This window comes from Devosia marina (genome assembly GCF_009758415.1).
Taxonomy (GTDB): domain Bacteria; phylum Pseudomonadota; class Alphaproteobacteria; order Rhizobiales; family Devosiaceae; genus Devosia; species Devosia marina.
The window spans coordinates 842675-862958 of sequence record NZ_WQRF01000001.1; the positions used below are offsets into that span (position 1 = coordinate 842675).

Here is a 20284-nt window from a genome sequence, read left to right on the forward strand (position 1 = left end):
AAAATCCAAGGTGGAGCTAACCCAGCGCACCTGCTAGGAAGAATAGTGACGAATTTGAGACGGTAGTACGTATGGACCTCATAGTTTCCACAGAAGCCCTGGCGGAATTTTGCGAGCGCGCTTCCCAGTTTGAGTTTGTGACGGTTGATACGGAATTCCTGCGCGAAACGACCTATTGGCCCCGTCTATGCCTGATCCAGGTCGCCACCGACGATGAAGCGGTGCTCATTGATCCGCTGGCACCGGACATCAAGCTGGCCCCTTTCTTTAAGCTCCTGGCCAATCCCAATGTCACCAAGGTGTTTCACGCCGCGCGGCAGGACGTTGAGATTTTCGTCAAGCTGACTGGCGCTGTGCCGCACAACATCTTCGACACCCAGGTCGCCGCCAGCGTCTGCGGCTTCGGTGACAGCGCGTCCTACGACAGTCTTGTGCGCTCTATTTGCAAGGTGGAACTGGACAAGTCCTCCCGTTTCACCGACTGGTCCGCCCGTCCGCTTTCGGAGAAACAGCGCACATATGCCATCGCAGACGTCACTTGGCTGCGCGACATCTATCGCGAACTGCGCAAGCAGGTAGAGGCCACAAGGCGCTGGGATTGGGTCGAAGACGAAATGACCACCCTGCGCAGCATCGATACCTATGTCGTCCAGCCCGAACAGGCCTGGAACCGCCTCAAGATGAAATTCAATCGGCCGCGCGATCTGGCCGCCATCAAGCTGCTGGCGCAGTGGCGCGAGCAACGGGCCCAGGATACCGATCAGCCCCGCAGCCGCATTCTCAAGGATGACGTGCTGGGCGAACTGGCCACCCAGCGGCCCCTGACTCCTGATGCCTTCGAAAAGCTGCGTGCCGTGCCGCGTGGCTTTGGCCGGAGCGCCGCAGCCGGAGAAATCATGGCGCTGCTCAAGCAGGTCGACGCCATGCCCAAATCGGCCCTGCCCAGCCTGCCCGAGCGTTACCGCGGCCCCTCCCCCAAGGGGGCCATCGGCGATCTGGTGCGGGTGCTGCTCAAGGCTGTGGCCGAACAGCACGGCGTCGCCGCCCGCATCATCGCTACATCAGATGAAATCGACGCGCTCGTACTCGATGACGAAGCCGATGTTCCCGCGCTCAAGGGCTGGCGCCGCAAGCTGTTTGGCGAAAAGGCATTGGCCATCAAGCATGGGCGCATTGGCCTTGTGGCGACCCGCAAGGGCATCATCGAATTTGCGGTGAATCAGACCGAGGCGGCCGAATAGCGCCCCGACGAGCTACCCCACATCCACCCGCCATTTGGCGTGCCCGGCTCCTTCGGCAAACTGGCGCAGCCGGTTCCGCAGGTGATCGCCATTGAGAAAGGCGAAGTCCGCCGGCAGGTTGAGGACCAGCGTGTCATCATCCAGGCTGAACCGCGTGCGCGGCAGGACGCCCGGCATCGCAGCCGTCATCGGATAAGCCACGCGCATCATCGACCCGATCAGGCGCGCCCGCGCCGTCAGAGCGTCGGAACCCAGCGGCACCAGCACCTGCGCGGCCTTGGATTTCAGCCCATCATAGCGGATCGCCAGGGTCTGGGCCAGAAATGAACGACCGGGATGGTCCACCCCGGTCAACGAGCCATAGGCCACCGAATCCACACTTTGCGGCCCTCGGTAATCGGGGTGCGAACGCCAGCCGATATCGGCAAGAAGACAAGCCACCACCCGCAGGCGCGCCTCTTCAGGCGTTTCTTCTGCGCCAACGGCTGCAAAATACTGCGCAGTGAACTCGACCAGATCATTGGCGTGCGCCGGAGACCGCGACCGCAATACCGACAGTTCCTCGGCGCCCTGAATGAGCGGATCGATCTCCTGCTCGCGCTGATCGAGCATGCCGTAGAGATAACCTTCGCGCACGCCAAGCGCGGAGAACACGACGTTGCTGAATTTCCCGGCCTTGAGGATCTCGGCCAGCACTGCCGCGCCGAACGGCACCAATTCGCGGCGTGAGTTGCTAACACTGCTCGCCCCCGGATAGCCTTTGAGGGCATCGGCGGCCACGATCTCTTCGCAGAACCGGATCATCTCATCGGCAGAAACCACATAGTCCTGCACCATATGCAGGGGATAGTCGCAGGTGGCCTGATGCAGCTTGGCCAGTGAACGCCAGGTGCCGCCAATCGCCGCGAACTGTGCACCCGCTTGGTCTCCCTGCAGAATTGAATCGGCCAGCCGCTCCCGCACCAGGGTCGCCGCTTTCTTCGGCGATCCATCGGCATCATCCTGCAGGCGAATGACACCCAGCTCGAAACTCTCGCCATTGGTATCATGCCCATTGGCGATGTCCGAAAGCTCGAGGCTGCCGCCGCCAAGATCGCCGACCACCCCGGCAAAGCCGGGTATGCCTGCCACCACGCCGAGGGCCGCATAATGGGCCTCTTCCTGGCCGCTGAGCACGCGCACCGGCGCTTCCATGATGGCTTCGACAGCAGAGACAAACTCATCGCGGTTGGCCGCATCGCGCACGGCAGACGTTGCCAGGATATAGACCTTGCCCACCCGCATCATGCGTGCCACCAGCGCAAAGCGCTTCATGGCTTCCAGGGCCTTGTCCATATTGGCGTCGGCAAGGCGCTTGCTCTGCGCAATCCCGCGCCCCAGGGCGCAGGCGGACTTTTCGTTATACAGCGGCGTCAGCGCGCGCGCATGGCGCTCGTAGACCACCAGGCGAACCGAGTTGGAACCGATGTCGAGAACTGCTACCGGCCGGGCACCTTTAATGCGCCCTTGTGCGGTCGGATCGGCATCGACGCCCCAGAACTGAGTCAATTTAATCCTCGTCGCTCTCCGCCTCGCCCGCACTGCCACGGCCGGACAGGGAAGGATTGGTCATGAAGTAGTCGTGGGCGTTGAAGGGTTCTTCGCCCTCGCCCACCCTTATACGATGTGAACTCCCATCGGGAAGCACTTCCCAGCTCTGCTGGTTGTCCTTGAGATAGGCAACCAGAATGCGGTCCAGAATCTGCTTGTGCACCGTTTCATTAAGGATTGGCACCAGAGTTTCCACCCGGCCGTCCAGATTGCGTCCCATGATGTCGGCCGAGGAAATATAGACCTTGGCCCGCGGCGACGGCATGGTCTCGCCATTGCCAAAGCAATAGATGCGGCTGTGTTCAAGGAACCGCCCGACCACCGACTTGACCCGGATATTGTCCGAGAACCCGGGGATGCCGGGCCTCAGGCAGCAAATTCCGCGCACGATCAGGTCCACCTTCACACCCGCCTGGCTGGCGTCGTACAACGCGTCGATCACCTGAGGATCAACCAGCGAGTTCATCTTCAACAAAATCGAGGCCGGCTGGCCGTCGCGCGCCAGCTCGATCTCATGGGCGATATTGTCAATCAGCGTTTGACGCAGATTGACGGGTGAAACGGCGATGGTTTCCAGCTCGGTCGGCCGCGCATAACCGGTAATGAAGTTGAACACCCGTGCCACATCGCGCGTGATCGCCGGATCGATCGTGAAATAGCTCAAATCCGTATAAATCTTGGCCGTGATCGGGTGATAATTGCCCGTGCCGATATGGCAGTAACTGACCAGCTTGCCCTTTTCGCGCCGCACCACTTGGCTCAATTTGGCGTGCGTCTTGAGTTCGACAAACCCGAACACCACCTGAGCGCCGGCTCGCTCCAGGTCGCGCGCCCAGCGAATATTGGCCTCTTCGTCAAACCGCGCCTTGAGTTCGACCAGGCACGTAACCGATTTGCCCGCCTCGGCCGCCAGCACCAGGGCCTTGACGATGGGACTGTCCGACGAAGTACGGTAAAGCGTCTGCTTGATGGCAACGACATCGGGATCCCGCGCCGCCTGCATCAGGAACTGCGCCACCACATCGAAACTCTCGAAGGGATGGTGAACCAGTATGTCTTTGGCGCGAATGGCAGCAAAATTGTCGCCGTTATAGTCGCGAATGCGCTCCGGAAAGCGCGCCAGGTAAGGCGTAAATTTCAGGTCCGGGCGATCCACGTCACAGATCTTGCGGGCATCGGCCAGACCCAGAAAGCCATGTACCTCGAACACATCCGCTTCCTTGACACCAAGCTGCTCGCCGATCTGCCGCTTGAGCGCGCGCGGCATTGAACGCTCGATTTCCAGCCGAATGACCTGACCACGGCGGCGCTGGCGCAGCGCACTCTCGAACTCGACCACCAGGTCGGCCGCTTCATCGTCAATTTCGATTTCGCTGTCGCGGATGACTCGAAAGGTGCCGGACCCAATCACCTCATGGCCCGGAAACATCTTATGGAAGAAGAGCTTGACCAAGGTATCGATGGTCACAACTTCTGAGCGCCCTTCGGAAACCAGACCGCTTGGCAGGTTGATGAACCGGTCTAGATTGCTCGGAATGCGCACCAGGGCGGTCAGTGGCTGATCGCTATTGGGCCGGCGCAATTCGAAGGCGAGCGCAAGGCCCAGATTGGGGATGAACGGGAAGGGATGCGCCGGGTCGACCGCAATCGGCGTCAGGACCGGGAAAATCTCCTCGCGGAACAGTTTTTGCAGATAGGCGATCTGGTCATTGGTCAGATCATCGGCCTCGTGGATCACCACATTCTGCGCAAACAGTTCTTCACGCAGCTCTTTCCAATGATCCTGCTGTTCGAGTTGCAGATGCTGGGTAAGCGTCGCGATCTCTTCAAGCTGCTCGGCCGGAGACAATCCGTCGGCGCTCTGCTTGGTCATGCCCGCGCGGATCTGCCCTTTCAGACCTGCCACGCGCACCATGTAGAATTCGTCCAGGTTGTTTGCCGAGATCGAGACGAAACGCAGCCGCTCAAGCAGCGGATGCGCTTCATTGCCGGCCTCTTCCAGAACGCGCATATTGAATTGGAGCCAACTGACCTCGCGATTGACGAAACGCGCCGGGCTGGTGCGGAGCGCCTCAACATCCGGCACCGAACCCTCGGCCTCGGGAAATTCGCTTATTTCATTCATCGGTCTCAGCGTCCCAATCCTGTTGTCGGTCCAGCCCGTGCGCCTGTTGACGCAGCGCCAGGGCCTCCGACGCTATTGTGCGGGTAATAGCCGAGCCTTTGGCAAGGGCCAGCTTGTCCATAAGCTCGACAAGGGTAGCGGCTTCTTCGGAACTGCGCTCCATGCGCGGCACGACATAGCCGATCACCTTGGGGTCGACTTTGATTTGCCGATCCCCGAACAATTTCACGAACATCTGTGACAACTCAATGTCGTCGCTGACCTCGAGCCGGAAAACAGCGGCCCGACGAACCCGCGAGCGCACATCATCAGTCCGTAGCGGCCAACGCGCAACCTCTTCCCGCGCGGTGAGAAGCAGAGTCCGGGAGCCGCGCATGGCCTGGTTGAGCAGGTGAAACAGATGGTGCTCGTCATAGTCCAGCCGGTCGACATCCTCGACCAGCAGAGCCTCCTGCCCAGACTCTGAAGCAATCTGGGCAATCGAGGCTGGAGTCACCACCACGGCCTGGCTTCGTTCGCAGAAGATCCGGGCCAGATGCGACTTGCCCGACGCTGTCGGGCCAATCAACAGGGTCACGCCATCGGGCCAATGCGGCCAGGCAAGGATGCGGGCATGCGCCATCGCATTGCCCGCCCCGACCAGGAAGTCGTCCTCAGCATGGGAAGGTTCATGTCCTAGATCGAGCGGCAATTGCCGCGGGCCATGATCAGGATGCAGCATCGTCATCGGGCGCACGCCGCCTTACACCGAGATAGAGCGAGCTTTCCTTGTATTTGCGCACCCCATAGCGGACCAAAACTGATGCGATTGCTGCCATCGGCACGGCGAGCAACAGCCCCACAAAACCGAAAATGGCGCCCAGGCCCAGCAGGGCGAACATCATCCAGACCGGATTGATGTTAATCGAGGAACCCACCAGCTTGGGATAGAGCACATTGCCCTCGATGAACTGCCAGAAGAAGTAAACCCCAGCCACCAGAACGATCATCCACCAATTGGGCGCGTATTGCACCAAGGCGATGCCGACGGAAAGCCCAAGGCCCAGGGCAAATCCGACAAAGGGAACGAAGCTGAACAGCCCCGCGATCAAGCCAACGGCCAGGCCGTAATTGAGGCCAATCACACTCAGTGCAGTGGCATAGAACGCCGCATCGAGCAGCAAGACACTCCCCTGACCGCGGATCACCCCCGCCATGGACTTGTCGATTTCGCGCAGAATGCCCTTCACTTCGCCCTTGTGCTGTTTGGGCAGCAGCTCGTCGATCCCGCGCACCATGCCTTCCCAATCGAGCAGCAGATAGAAAGCCACAACGGGAGCCAGCACTGTAAACCCGACCACCGCAGCGCCGGTCAGGCCGATATTGACCAGCTCCGCAGGCAAGGTCGCAATGAAACCTAGAGCCTGGCGCGCTAGGTCATTGAGGCTGGACTGCAGGTCAGCGGCGCGTTCGGGCCCAAGCCATTCATTGATCTCGGGGGCCCAGGCCACGGCCAGCTCCTGCAGATCACCGACATAGCCCGGCAATCGCTGGATCAGGCCGATGATCTGTTGGCCGATCAGTGGCACGAACATGAAGAACAGGCTTATGACCACCGTCAGCACGCTGAACAGCACCACCACCGTCGCCCAGACACGATTGAACCGCAACTTCTGCAGCTGGTTGACCAGGGGGTTCAGCAAATAGGCGAGTGCCGCCCCCACGACAAAGGGCAACAGGATACCACGGAAGATCCACAAGGAGACAATCAGGGCGACCAGCAGCCCGATCCAGATGAACACTTGATTTCTGAGTGCCATGGTGCCGGCTGGCCCTTGCGTCTGGGTAATCGAAAAGCTATCAGGCCGTCTAACGGCCAGCACCGAAAAGATCAACCAATCCGGTTCGCGCGCACGAAGTTGCGCCCGCAATCCCCAGCATGGCAAGAAGGCTCATGTCCGACCCACAAAACCTGCCATCAAACGGCCTGTCATACAAGCAGGCTGGCGTCGACATCGATGCTGGAAACGCATTGGTCGAAGCCATCAAGCCAGCAGTTCGCTCCACCCGGCGTCCCGGGGCCGACGGCGAGATCGGCGGCTTTGGCGGCCTGTTCGATCTCAAGGCGGCCGGCTTTGTCGATCCAGTGCTGGTGGCGGCCAATGACGGGGTTGGCACCAAGCTCAAGATTGCCATCGACACCGGCAAGCACGACACCATCGGCCAGGATCTGGTCGCCATGTGCGTCAACGACCTGGTCGTACAGGGCGCCGAACCGCTGTTCTTCCTCGACTATCTGGCCACCGGCAAGCTCGATGTCGAGCAGGGCAAGGCCATCGTCGAAGGCATCGCCCATGGCTGCCGCCTCGCCGGTTGCGCACTGATCGGCGGCGAGACTGCCGAAATGCCCGGCATGTATCATGGCAATGATTACGATCTGGCCGGCTTTGCTGTCGGCGCCGCCGAGCGCAACGGCCTCCTGCCACGCAAGGATATCGCCGCCGGCGACGTGCTTGTTGCCATGGCCTCCTCGGGCGTGCACTCGAACGGCTATTCGCTGGTGCGCAAGATTGTGGAACTCTCCGGCCTTGCCTGGGACGCCCCCGCCCCCTTCGTCACCGGCAAGACCCTCGCCGAAGCGCTGCTCGAACCCACCCGCATCTACGTCAAGCCGCTGCTGTCCGCATTGCGCGACGGCATAGGCATCAAGGCGCTTGCCCATATCACGGGCGGCGGCTTCATCGACAATATCCCCCGCGTGCTCCCCGATGCCCTGGCCGCCGATATCGATCTCGGCGCCATCACGCCGCCCCCTGTCTTCCGCTGGTTAAGCCAGGTCGGGGGCATGAGCGAAACCGAAATGCTCCGCACTTTCAATTGCGGCGTCGGCATGCTGGTGGCCGTTGCCGCCGAAGACGCGAACCGTCTTATCGAGAGCCTGAGCGCTTCGGGCGAGATCGCCGCTGTTGTCGGCCAACTCACAGCGCGCAGCGGCGAGCCCGTCACCTTCCGGGGCAAGCTCGCGCTGTGACCCGCAAGCGCGTCGCCATCCTGATCTCTGGCCGCGGCTCCAACATGGCTGCGCTGATCGAGGCCGCCAGGGCGCCTGACTACCCCGCAGAGATCGTTGGCGTTCTGTCGAATCGAGCCGCTGCCGCAGGCCTGGAAACTGCCGCCGCCAACGGGATCGCCACGGCATCGCTTGCGCAAAGCAAATTTCCCAGCCGGGACATGTTTGAAGACACCATGACCCAGATCCTCGAGAGCTGGGAGGTCGATTATGTGTGCCTCGCCGGTTTTATGCGCATTCTCGGCGAGGACTTCGTTAATCGCTGGCTGGGCCGGATGGTCAACATCCACCCGTCCCTGTTGCCAGCATACAAGGGTCTGCACACACATGAACGCGCCCTCGCCGATGGGGTGAGCGAGCATGGCTGCACCGTTCATTTCGTCACCCCTGGGCTCGATGAAGGTCCAGCCATTCTCCAGGCGCGCATACCGGTCTTTGCCGGGGATACGCCTGAAACGCTGGCCGAGCGGCTTCTGGTTGAAGAACACCGCATCTACCCAGAGGCTCTGCGCATGCTGGTCAGTGGCAAGGCAAAGCTCTGATCCTGCCCATCACAGTTATTGATGACGTCCATCGTCAAAATCGGTTCGACCTTTGTTCTGCTCGGGCGTAGCGTGCCGACCTCGCTGAAGGGACAGGTACGATGAATTTGCGCGATTGGTTCTGGATCATTTTCCTCGGTGCCATCTGGGGGTGTTCCTTCATTTTCAATGCCGTGTTGATCCGCGAACTTGGACCGATCTGGGTCACCTCTTTCCGCGTCGGCATTGGTGCGCTCGGTTGCTGGGCCGCAATGTTCGCACTGCGCAAGCCGGTTCCGCGCACGCCGGGCCTCTGGCTGCAACTCGGTGGCCTGGGCGTCATTGCCTATGCTGTTCCCTTTGCGCTCTTTCCCTTGGCACAGGCCGAAATGGCCAGCGGCGTTGCCGCCATTATCAATGCCATGACGCCGATGGCCACAGCGATCATCTCGCACTTCTGGATTGGCGGCGAAAAAGGCACGCCGATCAAGTTCACTGGCGTCGCCATTGGCTTCATGGGCGCCGCAATCCTGGTCTCGCCAGCCCTTTCGGAAGGCGGAACTTCCCAGCTTTGGGCCGTGGCCGCCTGTCTTGGCGCCACCCTGTGCTACGGTCTTTCGCTCAACATTACCCGTAGTTACAAGCATATCGAGCCGACCGCTTTCGCCTCAATTGCCCTGACCGGTGCTGCCGTGGTGGCGGTTCCCGTCGCTTTGCTCACTGAAGGCCTGCCCACAATCACCCGTGGAGAAACCTGGGGCGCGGCGATTGCCATTGGCCTGCTGTCCACCGCTTTCACCTTCCAGATCATGTACCGTATCCTGCCCCGCGTCGGCGCGACCAATTTCGCCACGACAACCTTCATCGCGCCGATTTCGGCCCTGATAATCGGCGTGACGGTGCTCGATGAAACGATCCTGCCCATTCAGATCCTTGGCATGCTGGTGATCTTTTTTGGCTTGCTCTTCATCGATGGTCGCATTCGCCAGATCTGGCGCCGCGTGCCGGTCTGATCCGGCATGGAACCGCCCCGTCCGGCCTGCGTTGGTCGAGCAGGAGGCGCATATGCCAGACCCCAGACCCGATATCGATCCGCGGCCGATCCCGGAAATAGAGCCACAACCGGAGCCACCCCAGCCCCAACCGGTCGATCCGGTGCCGCCCGAACCAAACGAAGTTCCGTCGCCTGATCAACCTATGGAAGATCCGACGCCAACAGCGCCCCCAGAGATATAGTGGCAACAAAAAACCCGGCCCCGGCGAATGCCGGGACCGGGCACTATCGCGTGCAGCCTGTCGGAATTACTCGATGCCGAGTTTCTGTTTCATCAGCTCGTTGAGGGCCTGCGGATTGGCCTTGCCGCCCGAAGCCTTCATCGCCTGACCCACGAACCAGCCAATCATCGTCGGCTTGGCCTTGACCTTTTCGACCTGCTCGGGATTGGCGGCGATGATCTCGTCGACGATCTTCTCGATCGCCCCCAGGTCGGTCACCTGCTTCAGCCCGCGGCGCTCGACAATCTCGGCCGGATCTCCCTCGGGTTCCTCGGCAATCAGGATCTGCAACACATCCTTGCCACCCTTGGACGAGATGGTGCCGCTGGCGATCAGGTCCACCAGCCCGGCAATTTGCGCAGGCTGCAGATGGGTTTCCCAAACAGCTAGCCCCTGGCTGTTGGCGAATGCGGCCACGTCCGCATTGAGAATATTGGCCACCGCCTTGCCGTCACGCTTCTTGCCGCCATGGGCCACGCAGGCCTCATAGTAGTCTGCCGTCTCGCGATCGAGCGTCAGCACCATGGCGTCGTAGGCCGTCACACCATAGTCAGAGATGAAGCGCGCCTGCTTCTCGTCCGGCAGCTCCGGCAGGTGCTGGGCCAGGTCGCTGATGAAGGCGTCGTCGAATTCGAGCGGCAACAGATCCGGATCGGGGAAATAGCGATAGTCATGCGCTTCTTCCTTTGAGCGCATCGACCGGGTTTCGCCCAGCTTAGGGTCGAACAGGCGAGTTTCCTGGTCGATCTCACCTCCATCCTCAAGAATATCGATCTGGCGGCGCGCTTCATACTCAATGGCCTGACCGGCGAAACGGATCGAGTTGACGTTCTTGATTTCGCAACGCGTGCCAAATTCGCCACCCGGGCGGCGCACCGACACATTGACGTCGGCACGCATGGAGCCCTGCTCCATATTGCCGTCGCAGGTCCCCAGATAACGCAGGATGGTGCGCAGCTTGCCCAGATACGCCTTGGCCTCTTCCGAGGACCGCAGGTCGGGCTTGGAGACAATCTCCATCAGCGCCACCCCCGAACGATTGAGATCGACAAAGCTCATATTCGGGTGCTGGTCATGGATCGACTTGCCCGCGTCCTGTTCCAGATGCAGCCGTTCAATGCCGATTTCGATCTGTTCGCCATCCACGTTGAGCAAAACCTTGCCCTCGCCGACGATCGGGTCCTTGAACTGGGAAATCTGATAGCCCTGCGGCAGGTCGGGATAGAAGTAGTTCTTTCGGTCAAACACCGAGCGCTTGTTAATCTGGGCCTTAAGACCCAGGCCGGTTCGGACCGCCTGGCGCACGCACTCCTCGTTGATCACGGGCAGCATGCCCGGCATGGCCGCATCGACAAAGCTGACATTGGCATTGGGCGGATTGCCGAAAGCCGTCGACGACCCTGAAAACAGCTTGCTCTCACTGGTCACCTGCGCATGCACTTCCATGCCGATGATCACCTCCCAGTCGCCGGTCGAACCGGAAATCAGGCGCTTCTTGTCGGGGGTACGGGTATCAACGAGGGTCATGTTTCGGGCAGTCCTATACCGCTTCGCGCAAGAACTTGCGGAAACGGACCTTGTCCAGTTCATAATTCAGGCTGGCGGAAAACTTCATGCCGCGCCAGATGGGTTCATACCCACGGCGTTCATAAAAGCGTACCGCCCCGGCATTGCCGGCATAGGTTTCGAGCTGAGAAAATTCAAAGCCCCGCTTGGCGATAGCGCCTTCGAGCGCGTCAAGCAAGGCCGCACCAACCCCTTGTCCCTGCGCAATGGGTGCAACCCAGAGATCGGTGACGATATTGTCCATATCCTCGCGCGCGCCCCACCCGAGAATTTGGTGGCCAGCGGCAGCAATGAGCAAGGTATGTTGCTTGTCGTGGCAGAACGAGACAAACGCGGCGAGCAGCTTCTGCCTGTCCGCGCGGCCGGCATCATCCTGTCCGAAGGGGCTTTGCTCCCATGCCGCAAATCCTATCATCCCCAGAGATTCGGCGAGATCCGGAGAGGCCGGCCCGATAACAAGGTCAGTCGGTATCAATCCTCCTCAATCTCCCCGGCATAGGGCTGCAACCGCTTCTCCAGGTGGACGCTCATGAAGGGGGAATGCCCATCGCGACCATCAGGCCGCAGTGCCAGGATGCGATAGCCTTGCCGCTCATAAAAGCGCACGGCCCGAACGTGGTCCGCCGGCGTTTCCAGATGCACCCGCTCCGCCCCGTACAATTCGAGCATCAGCTCCATGCGATGGAGCAGCACCGACCCTATGCCATGCCCCTGCATTTCGGGCATGACGAACAGGTATGGAATGTAGCTGCGTCCTGGCACGCGGGAGCACCAGCCGACAACCACCGTGTCGATCTCGGCAACAATGCTGTGCCGCCAGCCTTGAGCCACCGCATGGGAAAGCCGGCGTCGCTCCGCGTCCTTGAGGCCAGGCCTGTCGGTCAGAATGGGATAAATGCCGTCTTCCCAGGCGCGAAAGGCGATATCGGCCAGGCGTTGGGCATCCGTCATTTCCGCCTTGCGCAACACAATGCCCGTCATCTTCGCCTCCTATTTGGCGCGCTTGCGTGCCGCTATGATGCCCTTCTCATAATTGATGTTCCAATTGATCAGGGTCCGCCAGATAAGTTCGGCCTGATCTTCGTCCAGATCAAGGTCCAAACTGAGGCGACGAACCTTGCCGATAACGGCCTCGATCCGCGCCGGGTCGAAGGCCTCATGCGGGTCCGTCTTGATTTCGGCCATGCGCGTGACATAGCCGTGCCGCTCCGCGAAAAGATTGAGCAATGCCTGGTCGATACGATCGATCTCGGTGCGCACATCATCCTTGGTTTCGCACTCAGCAGGCAGTTTGGCAGCGGTCACGACGGGCTCCCGATGTTCGTGTGGTGTTGCTGGTTTGCACCGCCCGCTGCCGGATTTCAACCCGCCCGGCATTGGCAATCTGGCGCAGATTGCCGCCCCGCAATAATATCTGCGCATGTGTAGCCAGTCTGAGATTGCCTGAGACCCCGTCCTATCGCGACGGGGAATGAATGAACCGGACGACGCCGGCCTTAGGGGCAGCGCGGCCAAGTTTGTTCGCGAGTAACAGTGCTCGCCAGTCCAAGCTTCAGACTTCCCAATGGATATTTCACGAGACGAACAGCGCGTGCTGCATGCACTTGCGCAGGGCGGCCGCATCGCCGCCATCAAGAACGGACGCGGCAAGATCATCGACTTCGAGTTCTTCAACCACGATGGCTGGCTGATGAACGGATTGACTCCGCTCATCTTCAACAAGCTCAAGGCAAGAAAGGCGATCAGATCGCAGGCCGGCCAACCCTACCGGATCACCCGGCGCGCGCTGAAACTGGCGCGCAGCCAGGTGGATAATCGCTAACTATCATCTCTCCCCGTCGGGGCAGAGATGATCATATTCAGTGCCTCGTCACGTCGCTCAGCGCTGCCGCGATATGTTCCCATTCCTGGGAAACGCTCGCGGTAGCCCGGCGCTTGCCGGCGCGGCGGTACCAATAATCGGCATTGCCCATATCGGCTTCGATCCAGTGCATCAGCGCATGCACCCAGTCAAAGGCCTGAACACCCTCCATCGACTGGACGATGTTGTGCGCGCGCTCCCATTCGGGGCCCACGCGCAACTCGCCCTTCTTGAGCCACCACAGGGCCTGTAGCGGCTTGCTCATATCCTTGGGTGGCTCGGACCAGTCGAGCGAAGTGAAGATATCTGTGGCCATTGGCTGGTTTCCTGTCGGCCCTGACGCAGCTAGCGGGTGCGTCTCCACCAGTTTCAATTTGTGCATGGGCGGCAAATAATGCGGAACGGCGGCGCAATCAAGCACCGCCGCTTGCGTAACAGGAAAGCTGCTACCACCACTGCTTGGGTGCAAAGTCCCCGCCGGCGCTTTTTTCAATGACGCGAGCCGCCGCAAACAGCGTCTCCTCGTCGAACGGCTTTCCGATCAGTTGCAGACCCAGTGGCAGCCCCTGCCCGTCCTTGCCGGCAGGCACGGCAATGCCCGGAAGACCAGCCATGTTCACTGTGACGGTGAAGATATCATTGAGATACATTGCGACCGGATCACTCGCCAGTGCCTCGTCACCAATGCCAAAGGCTGCCGACGGCGTGGCGGGGGTCAGGATCGCGTCGACGCCAGCGTTGAACGCGTCTTCAAAGTCCTTCTTGATCAGCGTCCGGACCTTCTGCGCCTTAACGTAATAGGCATCAAAATAACCGGCAGACAACACGTATGTGCCAATCATGATGCGGCGCTTCACCTCGCGCCCGAACCCTTCGGCGCGGGTCAGCTCATACATGTCCGTGATATCTTTCCCAGATACACGCAGCCCGTATTTAACCCCGTCATAGCGCGCCAGGTTGGAGGACGCCTCCGCGGGCGCCACGATATAGTAGGCCGGCAGGGCATATTTGGTGTGCGGCAGAGAAATGTCCTTCACCGAAGCACCCTCGGCCTTGAGCCACTCCAGCCCCTCCGCCCAGAGCTTTTCGATTTCGGCCGGCATTCCATCCATGCGGTATTCCTTGGGCACACCGATGGTGAGCCCCTTCACCCCGCGTTCAACCGCGGCGGCAAAGTCGGGAACCGGAATATCCACACTGGTCGAATCCTTGGCGTCAAACCCCGACATCGAGGTCATCAGGATCGCCGCGTCCTCCACAGTGCGGGCAATAGGGCCGGCCTGATCGAGCGAGGACGCAAAGGCCACCGTGCCCCAGCGCGAGCACCGCCCATAGGTCGGCTTGATGCCCACCGTGCCGGTAAAGGCCGCCGGCTGGCGGATCGAACCGCCCGTGTCCGTCGCCGTTGCACCGGCGCATAGCCAGGCCGCGACCGCCGCAGCAGACCCGCCGGACGAGCCGCCCGGCACCAGATTGGCATTGCTGCCCTCCGCGCGGAACGGGCTGACGACGGGACCATAGTATGAAGTCTCGTTGGACGAGCCCATGGCAAATTCGTCCATATTGAGCTTGCCCAGCATCACGGCGCCATCGCGCCAGAGATTGGCCGTCACGGTGGATTCGTATTCTGGCTTGAAGCCATCCAGGATATGGCTGGCTGCCTGGGTATGCACGCCCTTGGTGGCAAACAGGTCCTTGATGCCAAGCGGAATGCCTTCGAGTGCTCCGCCCTGCCTCTGGCTCAGCTTGGCGTCACTTGCCTTGGCCATATCGCGGGCCTGCTCGGGCGTAGTGGCGACATAGGCATTCAGGCTCGGATTGGCCGCTTCAATGGCACCGATATAGGCGTCGGTCAGCTCAAGCGCGGTAAAGCTCTTGTCCTTGAGACCCTTGCGGGCATCGGCGAGGCTCAGTCGGGTGAGGTCAGTCAAAACAAATCTCTCTATTTCGTCACGGCGGGGGCCATCAGGCCACGCGCGCCGCAGCCGCCAGGTTCAGTTCAAAAAAGGCCGACCATTCGCTGTCGGGATAGTCCAGAAACGGACCGCGCGGGACAAACCCGTAACGTGTGTAGAGCCGATGCGCCTCGGCCATGCCTTCGCCGGTGCCTGTTTCCAGCATTACGACGGGCAATTTGCGCTCGCGCGCCAGATCCACGATCCGCTCCAGTAATTGCCGGCCTACGCGCTGCCCGCGCACTTCGGGCAGGGTGAACATGCGCTTGACCTCGCCCAGCTCCGGTCCGTGCATCTTGAGTGCGCCCATACCGACAGCCTTGCCCGCCGCGTCGCGGGCGACGAACAGCGTGGTGGCGCTGTCAGCCATCTGCTCGACGGTCATCTTGAACTGGAACTCAAGCGGCGAAAGTGGCAGCAGGTGATCGTTGAGCTGCGCCACAAGCGCGCGCACATCGTCCTGCAGCGGCGACTCAATGGCGATCGTGACCGCCATTTATTCCACCACCTTGGGCACCATGAAAAAATTGTCTTCCGTCAGCGGAGCGTTGCCGACGATCTTCTCGGCATAATTGCCATCGGAAACCACATCGTCCCGGCGGCGCAGGGTCATCGGGGTCACCGAGGTCATGGCCTCGACACCCTCGACATCAACCTCGCCGAGCTGCTCCACGAAACCGAGAATCGCATTCAGCTCGGTCTGGTAGGCTGCTACTTCCTCTTCTTCGATGCGAATGCGCGCAAGGCGCCCGATACGCTTGACGGTGGCGGCGTCGACAGACATGCAAGAAACTCCGGCAGAAAAGGCGTGTTGCCGCGTTATTAGCAACGCGCCGCGACAAATGACAATGAAAATGCCTTATGCGCCGGATCAGACTTCCACAGCCAGCCCCGGCTCAAGCGCGATGAGGCCCGTTCCGTCCAGTCTCGGCTTGAGTGCGGCAAAGGTTGTATCGACCACGCCCCCATCGACCGCTAGCGCAATAAGCTTCGGCGAGGCCATGTCCAGGACCTTTTGCCCTGCTTGGCGGATATTCGCACCGGCCAGCACGACCACCGCTTCTTGCGCCCAGCGCCCCAACTGCGGCACATCGGACGCCAATACCAGCAAGGGCCGCTCGTCGTCACCGTCCAGCAGCAGCCCTCGCGGTCCAACCGACCAGATCACCACCGGCCTCTGCCGGTCCCCCGCATCCAGCAGGCGCTCTGCGGGCCGCCGTTTCCATGTCGCGCCGTCCGCATGCGGCAGCGCCTCATCCCAAAGGACTTGCTGATCCGAACCGCTGATAAGTTCGTTGCTTACGATGCCATCTGGAGAGGCATGGGCATCAACCACCACGATCTGCCCACCGATCTGGATGCGAAAGGTGGTCATGCCGAACCATGTCAGTTTCAAATGGCGTCCTCGAACTGCATCGACCTGCGGTGGCGCTCAACCAAAAAACGGGTTGCCATTGCGATGGCCGGAGGAATTGGCTTGTCTCGACGATAGTCAGCAACAAGACGACGGGCAATTCCCAACCTCGCCGCCATGCCATCCAATGAGAAGCGCAATTCCGACATGGCCTGCCGAAACTCTTCATTGTCAAGTGAAGCGGGCGCCAACTCCTCCAACCACACGGCGGAGAGCTCTTCGCCACTAGCCCAAACTAGACAATCACCGTTCTCTCCCACGGCGAAATCTTCAAATGCGGGTTTGTCAGTGCGCAGGGCGACGAAGTGACGGTGCCCAACAATCGCGGGTGTTACATCGATAGCCTGTACCCGGCCGTCATGCCAAGTAATCTCGATTACGCGGTCAGATACCAGCCTCGCCGCAGCAATCCGCGGCAAGGGTCGACCAACCGAAAGGAACACATCGTCAGCCATTCAATTCGTCCCATCGATCCCGTAAGAGCCGCATATTATTGCGGGCCCAGTCAGTTGCCACTTCGAAGTCCTGCTTACGCAGCCTTCCTCGGCTCAGTTGCAACCCTTCGATCAACACCAGCGCCTCTCCATCCGGCGTAGATACATGGAAGTGGGGAGGTAAGTGATCGTCCGCAAACATTCTGATTTGCACCCTGCCCAATTTCGCAAGCGTCGGCATCCCATCCCCCAAAATAGTGCACAAGAAGCACTATTTCAATCGTTGCGTAACAACTCCAGCTAGTAAGTTCCTCTACGATGTTCTTGTAATATTCTGTATATGATCATGATATGTTCGCATTGTAAAGGCCAGCTCCGCTCGCGACTTTGCTCGACACACTACTGTCCTGCGCATATTGAACCAAAGCAAGCACCTCACTCGGACCGAGTCCCATGCTAGTCGACACGCCAGACAATAATCCCCTCTCCGCCATTCCCGAACGCGGCAAGATCATGGGTCTCGACCTTGGCACCAAGACCATTGGCGTCGCGGTGTCGGACGGCATGCGCTATTCGGCCACGCCGCTCGAAACGATCAAGCGCACCAAGTTCACTCAAGATGCCGAACGCATCATCGAACTGATCGACGAGAACCAGATTGTCGCTCTTATCTTGGGACTGCCTCTCAATATGGATGGCACCGAAGGACCGCGTGTACAGTCGACCCGTGCCTTTGCCCGCAATCTGGCGCCAAAGGTCAATCTGCCCATTGCCTTCTGGGACGAACGTCTTTCCACCTCGGCGGTAACCCGCATGATGATTGAAGCTGATCTCCGCCGTGACCGCCGCGCCGAAGTGGTCGACAAGCTCGCGGCCAGCTACATTCTGCAGGGCGCGCTTGATCGCCTGCGTCCCCGCTAGCTTGGCCGCCGCAGACTGCCTGGCGATTCTCCGAAAAACTGCTTGAAGGCCCGGCCAAACGCGGCCTCGGACTGGTAACCCGCACTGCGCGCGACCTGGCCGACGGCAGCACGGCTTTCCAACAGGGCCAGTCGGGCGCGGTGCATCCGCCAGTCGGTCAGGTAGCGCATTGCCGGCTGCCCCACCATATCGGCAAAGCGAGCCGCAAAGCCCGAGCGCGACATGCCCGCCAGCCGGGCCAGCCCATCCAGCGTCCAGTCGTGCTCCGGTGTGGCATGCATGGCCATTAGCGCTCGTCCCAGCATTGGGTCACGAAGCGCCGCCAACCAGCCTCGCTGGGCCTCTGCTGCCCCATCCAGCCAGGTTCTGATGGCCTGGATGATCAAAATATCCGCCAGCCGCGTGATAACGGCCTCACCTCCGGGTTTGAGCGTCGCTGCTTCATGCGCAATCAGGTCCAGCGTGCTGCGCAGCCAGCCCCCAGCGACATCATTCCAGCGGTCCACCACCAATAGTTCTGGAAGCAACGCAATGAGCCGCCTTGCGGCCACATCATCAATCGAGACCACCCCGGTCATGGCGCGGGTAACCGGACCAGGCCCGTCGATCTCCATCATTTCATAGCGTTCGCTGACCTTGCGGGCCGGGTAATCGAAAAGAGGCAGGGCCGCTTGCTCTGGCCCGCTGGCCAGATCCACCGCCTGCCCACGCGGCAGCACCACCATGCTCCCCTCGCGGATCAGGATGCTCTCCCGGCCGGGCACGCGCAGCCAGCCTTCACCCGACATGATGACGACGAACAACATCGAATTGTCCATTCTGGGCATGGCCACACCCCACGGGGCGCACAAGGTCGCCCGGCAATAGAGGGTGCCATTGAGCTTGAGCATATGCAGCACTTCACCCAGCGGATCGCTGGCACCCGGCGGCCGGAAATGGACTTCTTGCATATCTATTCGCCCACAGCTTTGCGTCCAAACTATCATTCTGCACGATCTGCATAGATCATTGGCTAATTCGCAATGGAAAGTCCAGACACCAGCGACAATCTTCCCTCTGCAATCAACCGCAACGGGAGAACATCGATGTCTCAAAGTCCAATCCTCATCATCGGCGCCACAGGCAAGGTCGGGCGGCGCGTCGTCGCCAATCTGACAGCGGCCGGACACGCGCCAAACGCTGTGGGCCGGCATAGCGCCCTGCCCTTTGACTGGCAGGATCGCAGCAACTGGGCCGAGCATTTCACCGGCGTGGAGACTGCCTATGTCTCCTACTACCCGGACCTTGCTGCGCCGGGAGCCGATGACGATGTCTCCGCCCTGGTGGCGGTGGCCAAGGCAGCGGGCCTCAAACGTATGGTCCTGCTGTCCGGACGCGGCGAAAGCGGTGCCGAACGCTGCGAAAACATTCTCGCCGAAAGCGGGCTGGGCTACACCCTGTTGCGCGCCTCCTGGTTCAACCAGAATTTCTCCGAAGGCATGTTGCAGCCGGGTGTCATGGCGGGCCTTATCGCCTTGCCGGCCGCCATGCGCCTCGAACCCTTCATCGATATCGACGACATTGCCGAAATCGCCGCCAGCGCCCTGCTCGATGATCGGCACAACAACCAGCTCTATGAACTGACCGGGCCGCGCCTGATGACCTTTGCCGATGCGGCATCCGAAATCAGCGCGGTATCCGGACTGGATGTCAGATATGCCCCGATCTCGCCGGAAGACTTTCATGCCGGTGTGAGCGCCGAGGCCGGTTCGGACGTCGCTGATCTGCTGGTCGCCCTGTGCCAGGAAGTCTTCGACGGCCGCAACGAATCTATCGGTGATGGCGTCATGCGGGCACTCGGTCGCCCACCACGGGACTTTGCCGAATTTTGTCGCCAGGCTGCAGCCGGCGGCGCGTGGAAGAAGGCGGCCTGACGCATGCCGACAGCAAACCGGGTGCTGCTCGTCCTTGGCGGCACCCTCGCGGGGATCCTGTCCTTGGCCATCCTTTTCTCACCCGCTGCATTTTATGCTAGCTACGATATCGAAGTGGATGGCATGACCAACCTGCTCAATGAGCTCAAGGCACCCGCACTGGTCATTCTGGCCCTGGGCGCAATACAGGCGCTGGGCGCACTTCAGCTTCGGCATCATCGCCTGGGTATCGGCGCCGGCATTTTGCTCTATCTGGGGTTTGGGCTTTCAAGGCTCGTGGCCTTGGCAACAGACGGCCCACCGGCGGCTGCCCTGATCGCGGTCACGGCAAGCGAGCTGGTCATCGGGCTCTTGTTCGTGCTTGCCTTTTGGCGGCTCAGGACGTCGACAGCAGGATAATTGCGCGAAACGGCACGGGT

General features: G+C 60.7%; 24 protein-coding genes. 8 read left to right on the forward strand and 16 right to left on the reverse strand.

Translation table 11 applies throughout. The features are described from left to right. The first annotated feature begins 71 nt into the window (after positions 1–71). Positions 72–1241 (forward strand): ribonuclease D, encoded by a 1170-nt coding sequence (gene rnd / locus GO014_RS03885; protein WP_157289178.1) that lies wholly within the window; start codon positions 72–74, stop codon positions 1239–1241. Between the two features lie 12 nt (positions 1242–1253). Here the strand turns inward: rnd and GO014_RS03890 are convergent, their stop codons facing one another. From GO014_RS03890 to GO014_RS03905, 4 genes are read right to left on the reverse strand one after another with little or no spacing between them, the layout of a single operon-like run. Next, positions 1254–2789: a Ppx/GppA family phosphatase gene (locus GO014_RS03890; protein ID WP_157289179.1), complete on the reverse strand. Its 1536-nt coding sequence runs from the start codon at positions 2787–2789 to the stop codon at positions 1254–1256. Between the two features lies 1 nt (position 2790). Then, a complete protein-coding gene (locus GO014_RS03895) occupies positions 2791–4956 on the reverse strand; it encodes an RNA degradosome polyphosphate kinase (protein WP_116590812.1) in 2166 nt (721 codons plus the stop codon). Further along, positions 4949–5683, reverse strand: a complete 735-nt coding sequence (locus tag GO014_RS03900; protein ID WP_157289180.1) for a P-loop NTPase family protein — start codon at positions 5681–5683, stop codon at positions 4949–4951. The genes GO014_RS03895 and GO014_RS03900 overlap by 8 nt, the downstream gene beginning before the upstream one ends. Then, the gene (locus tag GO014_RS03905; RefSeq protein WP_157289181.1) at positions 5664–6755 is read right to left on the reverse strand and encodes an AI-2E family transporter; all 1092 of its coding nucleotides are present in this window, start codon (positions 6753–6755) and stop codon (positions 5664–5666) included. The genes GO014_RS03900 and GO014_RS03905 overlap by 20 nt, the downstream gene beginning before the upstream one ends. A 134-nt stretch (positions 6756–6889) precedes the next feature. Between GO014_RS03905 and purM the strand changes: the two genes are divergently transcribed. From purM to GO014_RS03920, 3 genes are all read left to right on the forward strand, one after another. After that, positions 6890–7966 (forward strand): phosphoribosylformylglycinamidine cyclo-ligase, encoded by a 1077-nt coding sequence (gene purM, locus GO014_RS03910; RefSeq protein ID WP_157289182.1) that lies wholly within the window; start codon positions 6890–6892, stop codon positions 7964–7966. After that, positions 7963–8547, forward strand: coding sequence for a phosphoribosylglycinamide formyltransferase (gene purN, locus GO014_RS03915; protein WP_343030756.1), 585 nt, complete (start codon positions 7963–7965; stop codon positions 8545–8547). The genes purM and purN overlap by 4 nt, the downstream gene beginning before the upstream one ends. Positions 8548–8648: 101 nt before the next feature. Next, positions 8649–9539, forward strand: coding sequence for a DMT family transporter (locus GO014_RS03920; protein WP_157289183.1), 891 nt, complete (start codon positions 8649–8651; stop codon positions 9537–9539). Between the two features lie 289 nt (positions 9540–9828). On the opposite strand, the gene gatB is transcribed toward GO014_RS03920, so the two are convergent. From gatB to GO014_RS03940, 4 genes are read right to left on the reverse strand one after another with little or no spacing between them, the layout of a single operon-like run. Next, positions 9829–11328: an Asp-tRNA(Asn)/Glu-tRNA(Gln) amidotransferase subunit GatB gene (gene gatB, locus GO014_RS03925; protein WP_157289184.1), complete on the reverse strand. Its 1500-nt coding sequence runs from the start codon at positions 11326–11328 to the stop codon at positions 9829–9831. Between the two features lie 13 nt (positions 11329–11341). Further along, positions 11342–11842 (reverse strand): GNAT family N-acetyltransferase, encoded by a 501-nt coding sequence (locus GO014_RS03930; RefSeq protein ID WP_157289185.1) that lies wholly within the window; start codon positions 11840–11842, stop codon positions 11342–11344. Further along, positions 11839–12348 carry a GNAT family N-acetyltransferase gene (locus tag GO014_RS03935; RefSeq protein WP_116590804.1) on the reverse strand — a complete coding sequence of 170 codons (510 nt, stop codon included), beginning with the start codon at positions 12346–12348 and terminating at the stop codon, positions 11839–11841. The genes GO014_RS03930 and GO014_RS03935 overlap by 4 nt, the downstream gene beginning before the upstream one ends. A gap of 9 nt (positions 12349–12357) precedes the next feature. Then, positions 12358–12672 (reverse strand): chorismate mutase, encoded by a 315-nt coding sequence (locus tag GO014_RS03940; RefSeq protein WP_343030758.1) that lies wholly within the window; start codon positions 12670–12672, stop codon positions 12358–12360. A gap of 259 nt (positions 12673–12931) precedes the next feature. On the opposite strand from GO014_RS03940, the gene GO014_RS03945 reads away from it, so the two are divergent. Beyond that, a complete protein-coding gene (locus GO014_RS03945; RefSeq protein ID WP_157289187.1) occupies positions 12932–13189 on the forward strand; it encodes a YjhX family toxin in 258 nt (85 codons plus the stop codon). A 37-nt stretch (positions 13190–13226) separates the two neighbouring features. Here GO014_RS03945 and GO014_RS03950 read toward each other — a convergent pair whose 3' ends face one another. The 7 genes from GO014_RS03950 to GO014_RS03980 all read right to left on the reverse strand — a co-directional run bounded on the left by GO014_RS03950 (position 13227) and on the right by GO014_RS03980 (position 17272). After that, the gene (locus GO014_RS03950; protein WP_116590801.1) at positions 13227–13544 is read right to left on the reverse strand and encodes a hypothetical protein; all 318 of its coding nucleotides are present in this window, start codon (positions 13542–13544) and stop codon (positions 13227–13229) included. Between the two features lie 130 nt (positions 13545–13674). After that, positions 13675–15159, reverse strand: coding sequence for an Asp-tRNA(Asn)/Glu-tRNA(Gln) amidotransferase subunit GatA (gatA, locus tag GO014_RS03955; RefSeq protein WP_157289188.1), 1485 nt, complete (start codon positions 15157–15159; stop codon positions 13675–13677). A 34-nt stretch (positions 15160–15193) separates the two neighbouring features. After that, positions 15194–15679, reverse strand: a complete 486-nt coding sequence (locus GO014_RS03960; protein WP_157289189.1) for a GNAT family N-acetyltransferase — start codon at positions 15677–15679, stop codon at positions 15194–15196. Continuing rightward, complete coding sequence (gene gatC / locus GO014_RS03965; protein ID WP_157289190.1) at positions 15680–15967, reverse strand: Asp-tRNA(Asn)/Glu-tRNA(Gln) amidotransferase subunit GatC; 288 nt, start codon at positions 15965–15967, stop codon at positions 15680–15682. 87 nt (positions 15968–16054) lie between these two features. After that, on the reverse strand, positions 16055–16579 hold the full coding sequence (locus tag GO014_RS03970; protein ID WP_157289191.1) for a hypothetical protein: 525 nt from the start codon (positions 16577–16579) through the stop codon (positions 16055–16057). Next, positions 16576–17052: a hypothetical protein gene (locus tag GO014_RS03975; RefSeq protein ID WP_157289192.1), complete on the reverse strand. Its 477-nt coding sequence runs from the start codon at positions 17050–17052 to the stop codon at positions 16576–16578. Before GO014_RS03975 ends, GO014_RS03970 begins: the two co-directional genes overlap by 4 nt. After that, entirely contained in the window at positions 17045–17272 is a 228-nt protein-coding gene (locus tag GO014_RS03980; RefSeq protein ID WP_210252406.1) for a DUF4160 domain-containing protein, read from the reverse strand. The genes GO014_RS03975 and GO014_RS03980 overlap by 8 nt, the downstream gene beginning before the upstream one ends. Positions 17273–17484: 212 nt before the next feature. On the opposite strand from GO014_RS03980, the gene ruvX reads away from it, so the two are divergent. Next, on the forward strand, positions 17485–17952 hold the full coding sequence (gene ruvX, locus GO014_RS03985) for a Holliday junction resolvase RuvX (RefSeq protein WP_157289194.1): 468 nt from the start codon (positions 17485–17487) through the stop codon (positions 17950–17952). Here ruvX and GO014_RS03990 read toward each other — a convergent pair. Next, positions 17949–18902 (reverse strand): AraC family transcriptional regulator, encoded by a 954-nt coding sequence (locus GO014_RS03990; RefSeq protein WP_157289195.1) that lies wholly within the window; start codon positions 18900–18902, stop codon positions 17949–17951. The genes ruvX and GO014_RS03990 overlap by 4 nt on opposite strands. Before the next feature lie 135 nt (positions 18903–19037). Between GO014_RS03990 and GO014_RS03995 the strand changes: the two genes are divergently transcribed. Both GO014_RS03995 and GO014_RS04000 read left to right on the forward strand, forming a co-directional pair. Continuing rightward, a complete protein-coding gene (locus GO014_RS03995; protein ID WP_157289196.1) occupies positions 19038–19865 on the forward strand; it encodes an NAD(P)H-binding protein in 828 nt (275 codons plus the stop codon). Positions 19866–19868: 3 nt separating this feature from the next. After that, entirely contained in the window at positions 19869–20264 is a 396-nt protein-coding gene (locus GO014_RS04000; RefSeq protein WP_157289197.1) for a DUF4345 domain-containing protein, read from the forward strand. Positions 20265–20284: the final 20 nt, after the last annotated feature.

Coding starts and splice junctions, on each gene's coding strand:
- GO014_RS04000 (WP_157289197.1), top strand. CDS start 19,869: ATGCCGACAGCAAACCGGGTGCTGCTCGTCCTTGGCGGCACCCTCGCG.
- GO014_RS03905 (WP_157289181.1), bottom strand. CDS start 6,755: ATGGCACTCAGAAATCAAGTGTTCATCTGGATCGGGCTGCTGGTCGCC.
- GO014_RS03960 (WP_157289189.1), bottom strand. CDS start 15,679: ATGGCGGTCACGATCGCCATTGAGTCGCCGCTGCAGGACGATGTGCGC.
- gatB (WP_157289184.1), bottom strand. CDS start 11,328: ATGACCCTCGTTGATACCCGTACCCCCGACAAGAAGCGCCTGATTTCC.
- GO014_RS03945 (WP_157289187.1), top strand. CDS start 12,932: ATGGATATTTCACGAGACGAACAGCGCGTGCTGCATGCACTTGCGCAG.
- GO014_RS03980 (WP_210252406.1), bottom strand. CDS start 17,272: ATGCCGACGCTTGCGAAATTGGGCAGGGTGCAAATCAGAATGTTTGCG.
- rnd (WP_157289178.1), top strand. CDS start 72: ATGGACCTCATAGTTTCCACAGAAGCCCTGGCGGAATTTTGCGAGCGC.
- purM (WP_157289182.1), top strand. CDS start 6,890: ATGTCCGACCCACAAAACCTGCCATCAAACGGCCTGTCATACAAGCAG.
- GO014_RS03920 (WP_157289183.1), top strand. CDS start 8,649: ATGAATTTGCGCGATTGGTTCTGGATCATTTTCCTCGGTGCCATCTGG.
- GO014_RS03935 (WP_116590804.1), bottom strand. CDS start 12,348: ATGACGGGCATTGTGTTGCGCAAGGCGGAAATGACGGATGCCCAACGC.
- gatC (WP_157289190.1), bottom strand. CDS start 15,967: ATGTCTGTCGACGCCGCCACCGTCAAGCGTATCGGGCGCCTTGCGCGC.
- ruvX (WP_157289194.1), top strand. CDS start 17,485: ATGCTAGTCGACACGCCAGACAATAATCCCCTCTCCGCCATTCCCGAA.
- GO014_RS03975 (WP_157289192.1), bottom strand. CDS start 17,052: ATGGCTGACGATGTGTTCCTTTCGGTTGGTCGACCCTTGCCGCGGATT.
- GO014_RS03900 (WP_157289180.1), bottom strand. CDS start 5,683: ATGACGATGCTGCATCCTGATCATGGCCCGCGGCAATTGCCGCTCGAT.
- GO014_RS03990 (WP_157289195.1), bottom strand. CDS start 18,902: ATGCAAGAAGTCCATTTCCGGCCGCCGGGTGCCAGCGATCCGCTGGGT.
- GO014_RS03895 (WP_116590812.1), bottom strand. CDS start 4,956: ATGAATGAAATAAGCGAATTTCCCGAGGCCGAGGGTTCGGTGCCGGAT.
- GO014_RS03950 (WP_116590801.1), bottom strand. CDS start 13,544: ATGGCCACAGATATCTTCACTTCGCTCGACTGGTCCGAGCCACCCAAG.
- GO014_RS03995 (WP_157289196.1), top strand. CDS start 19,038: ATGTCTCAAAGTCCAATCCTCATCATCGGCGCCACAGGCAAGGTCGGG.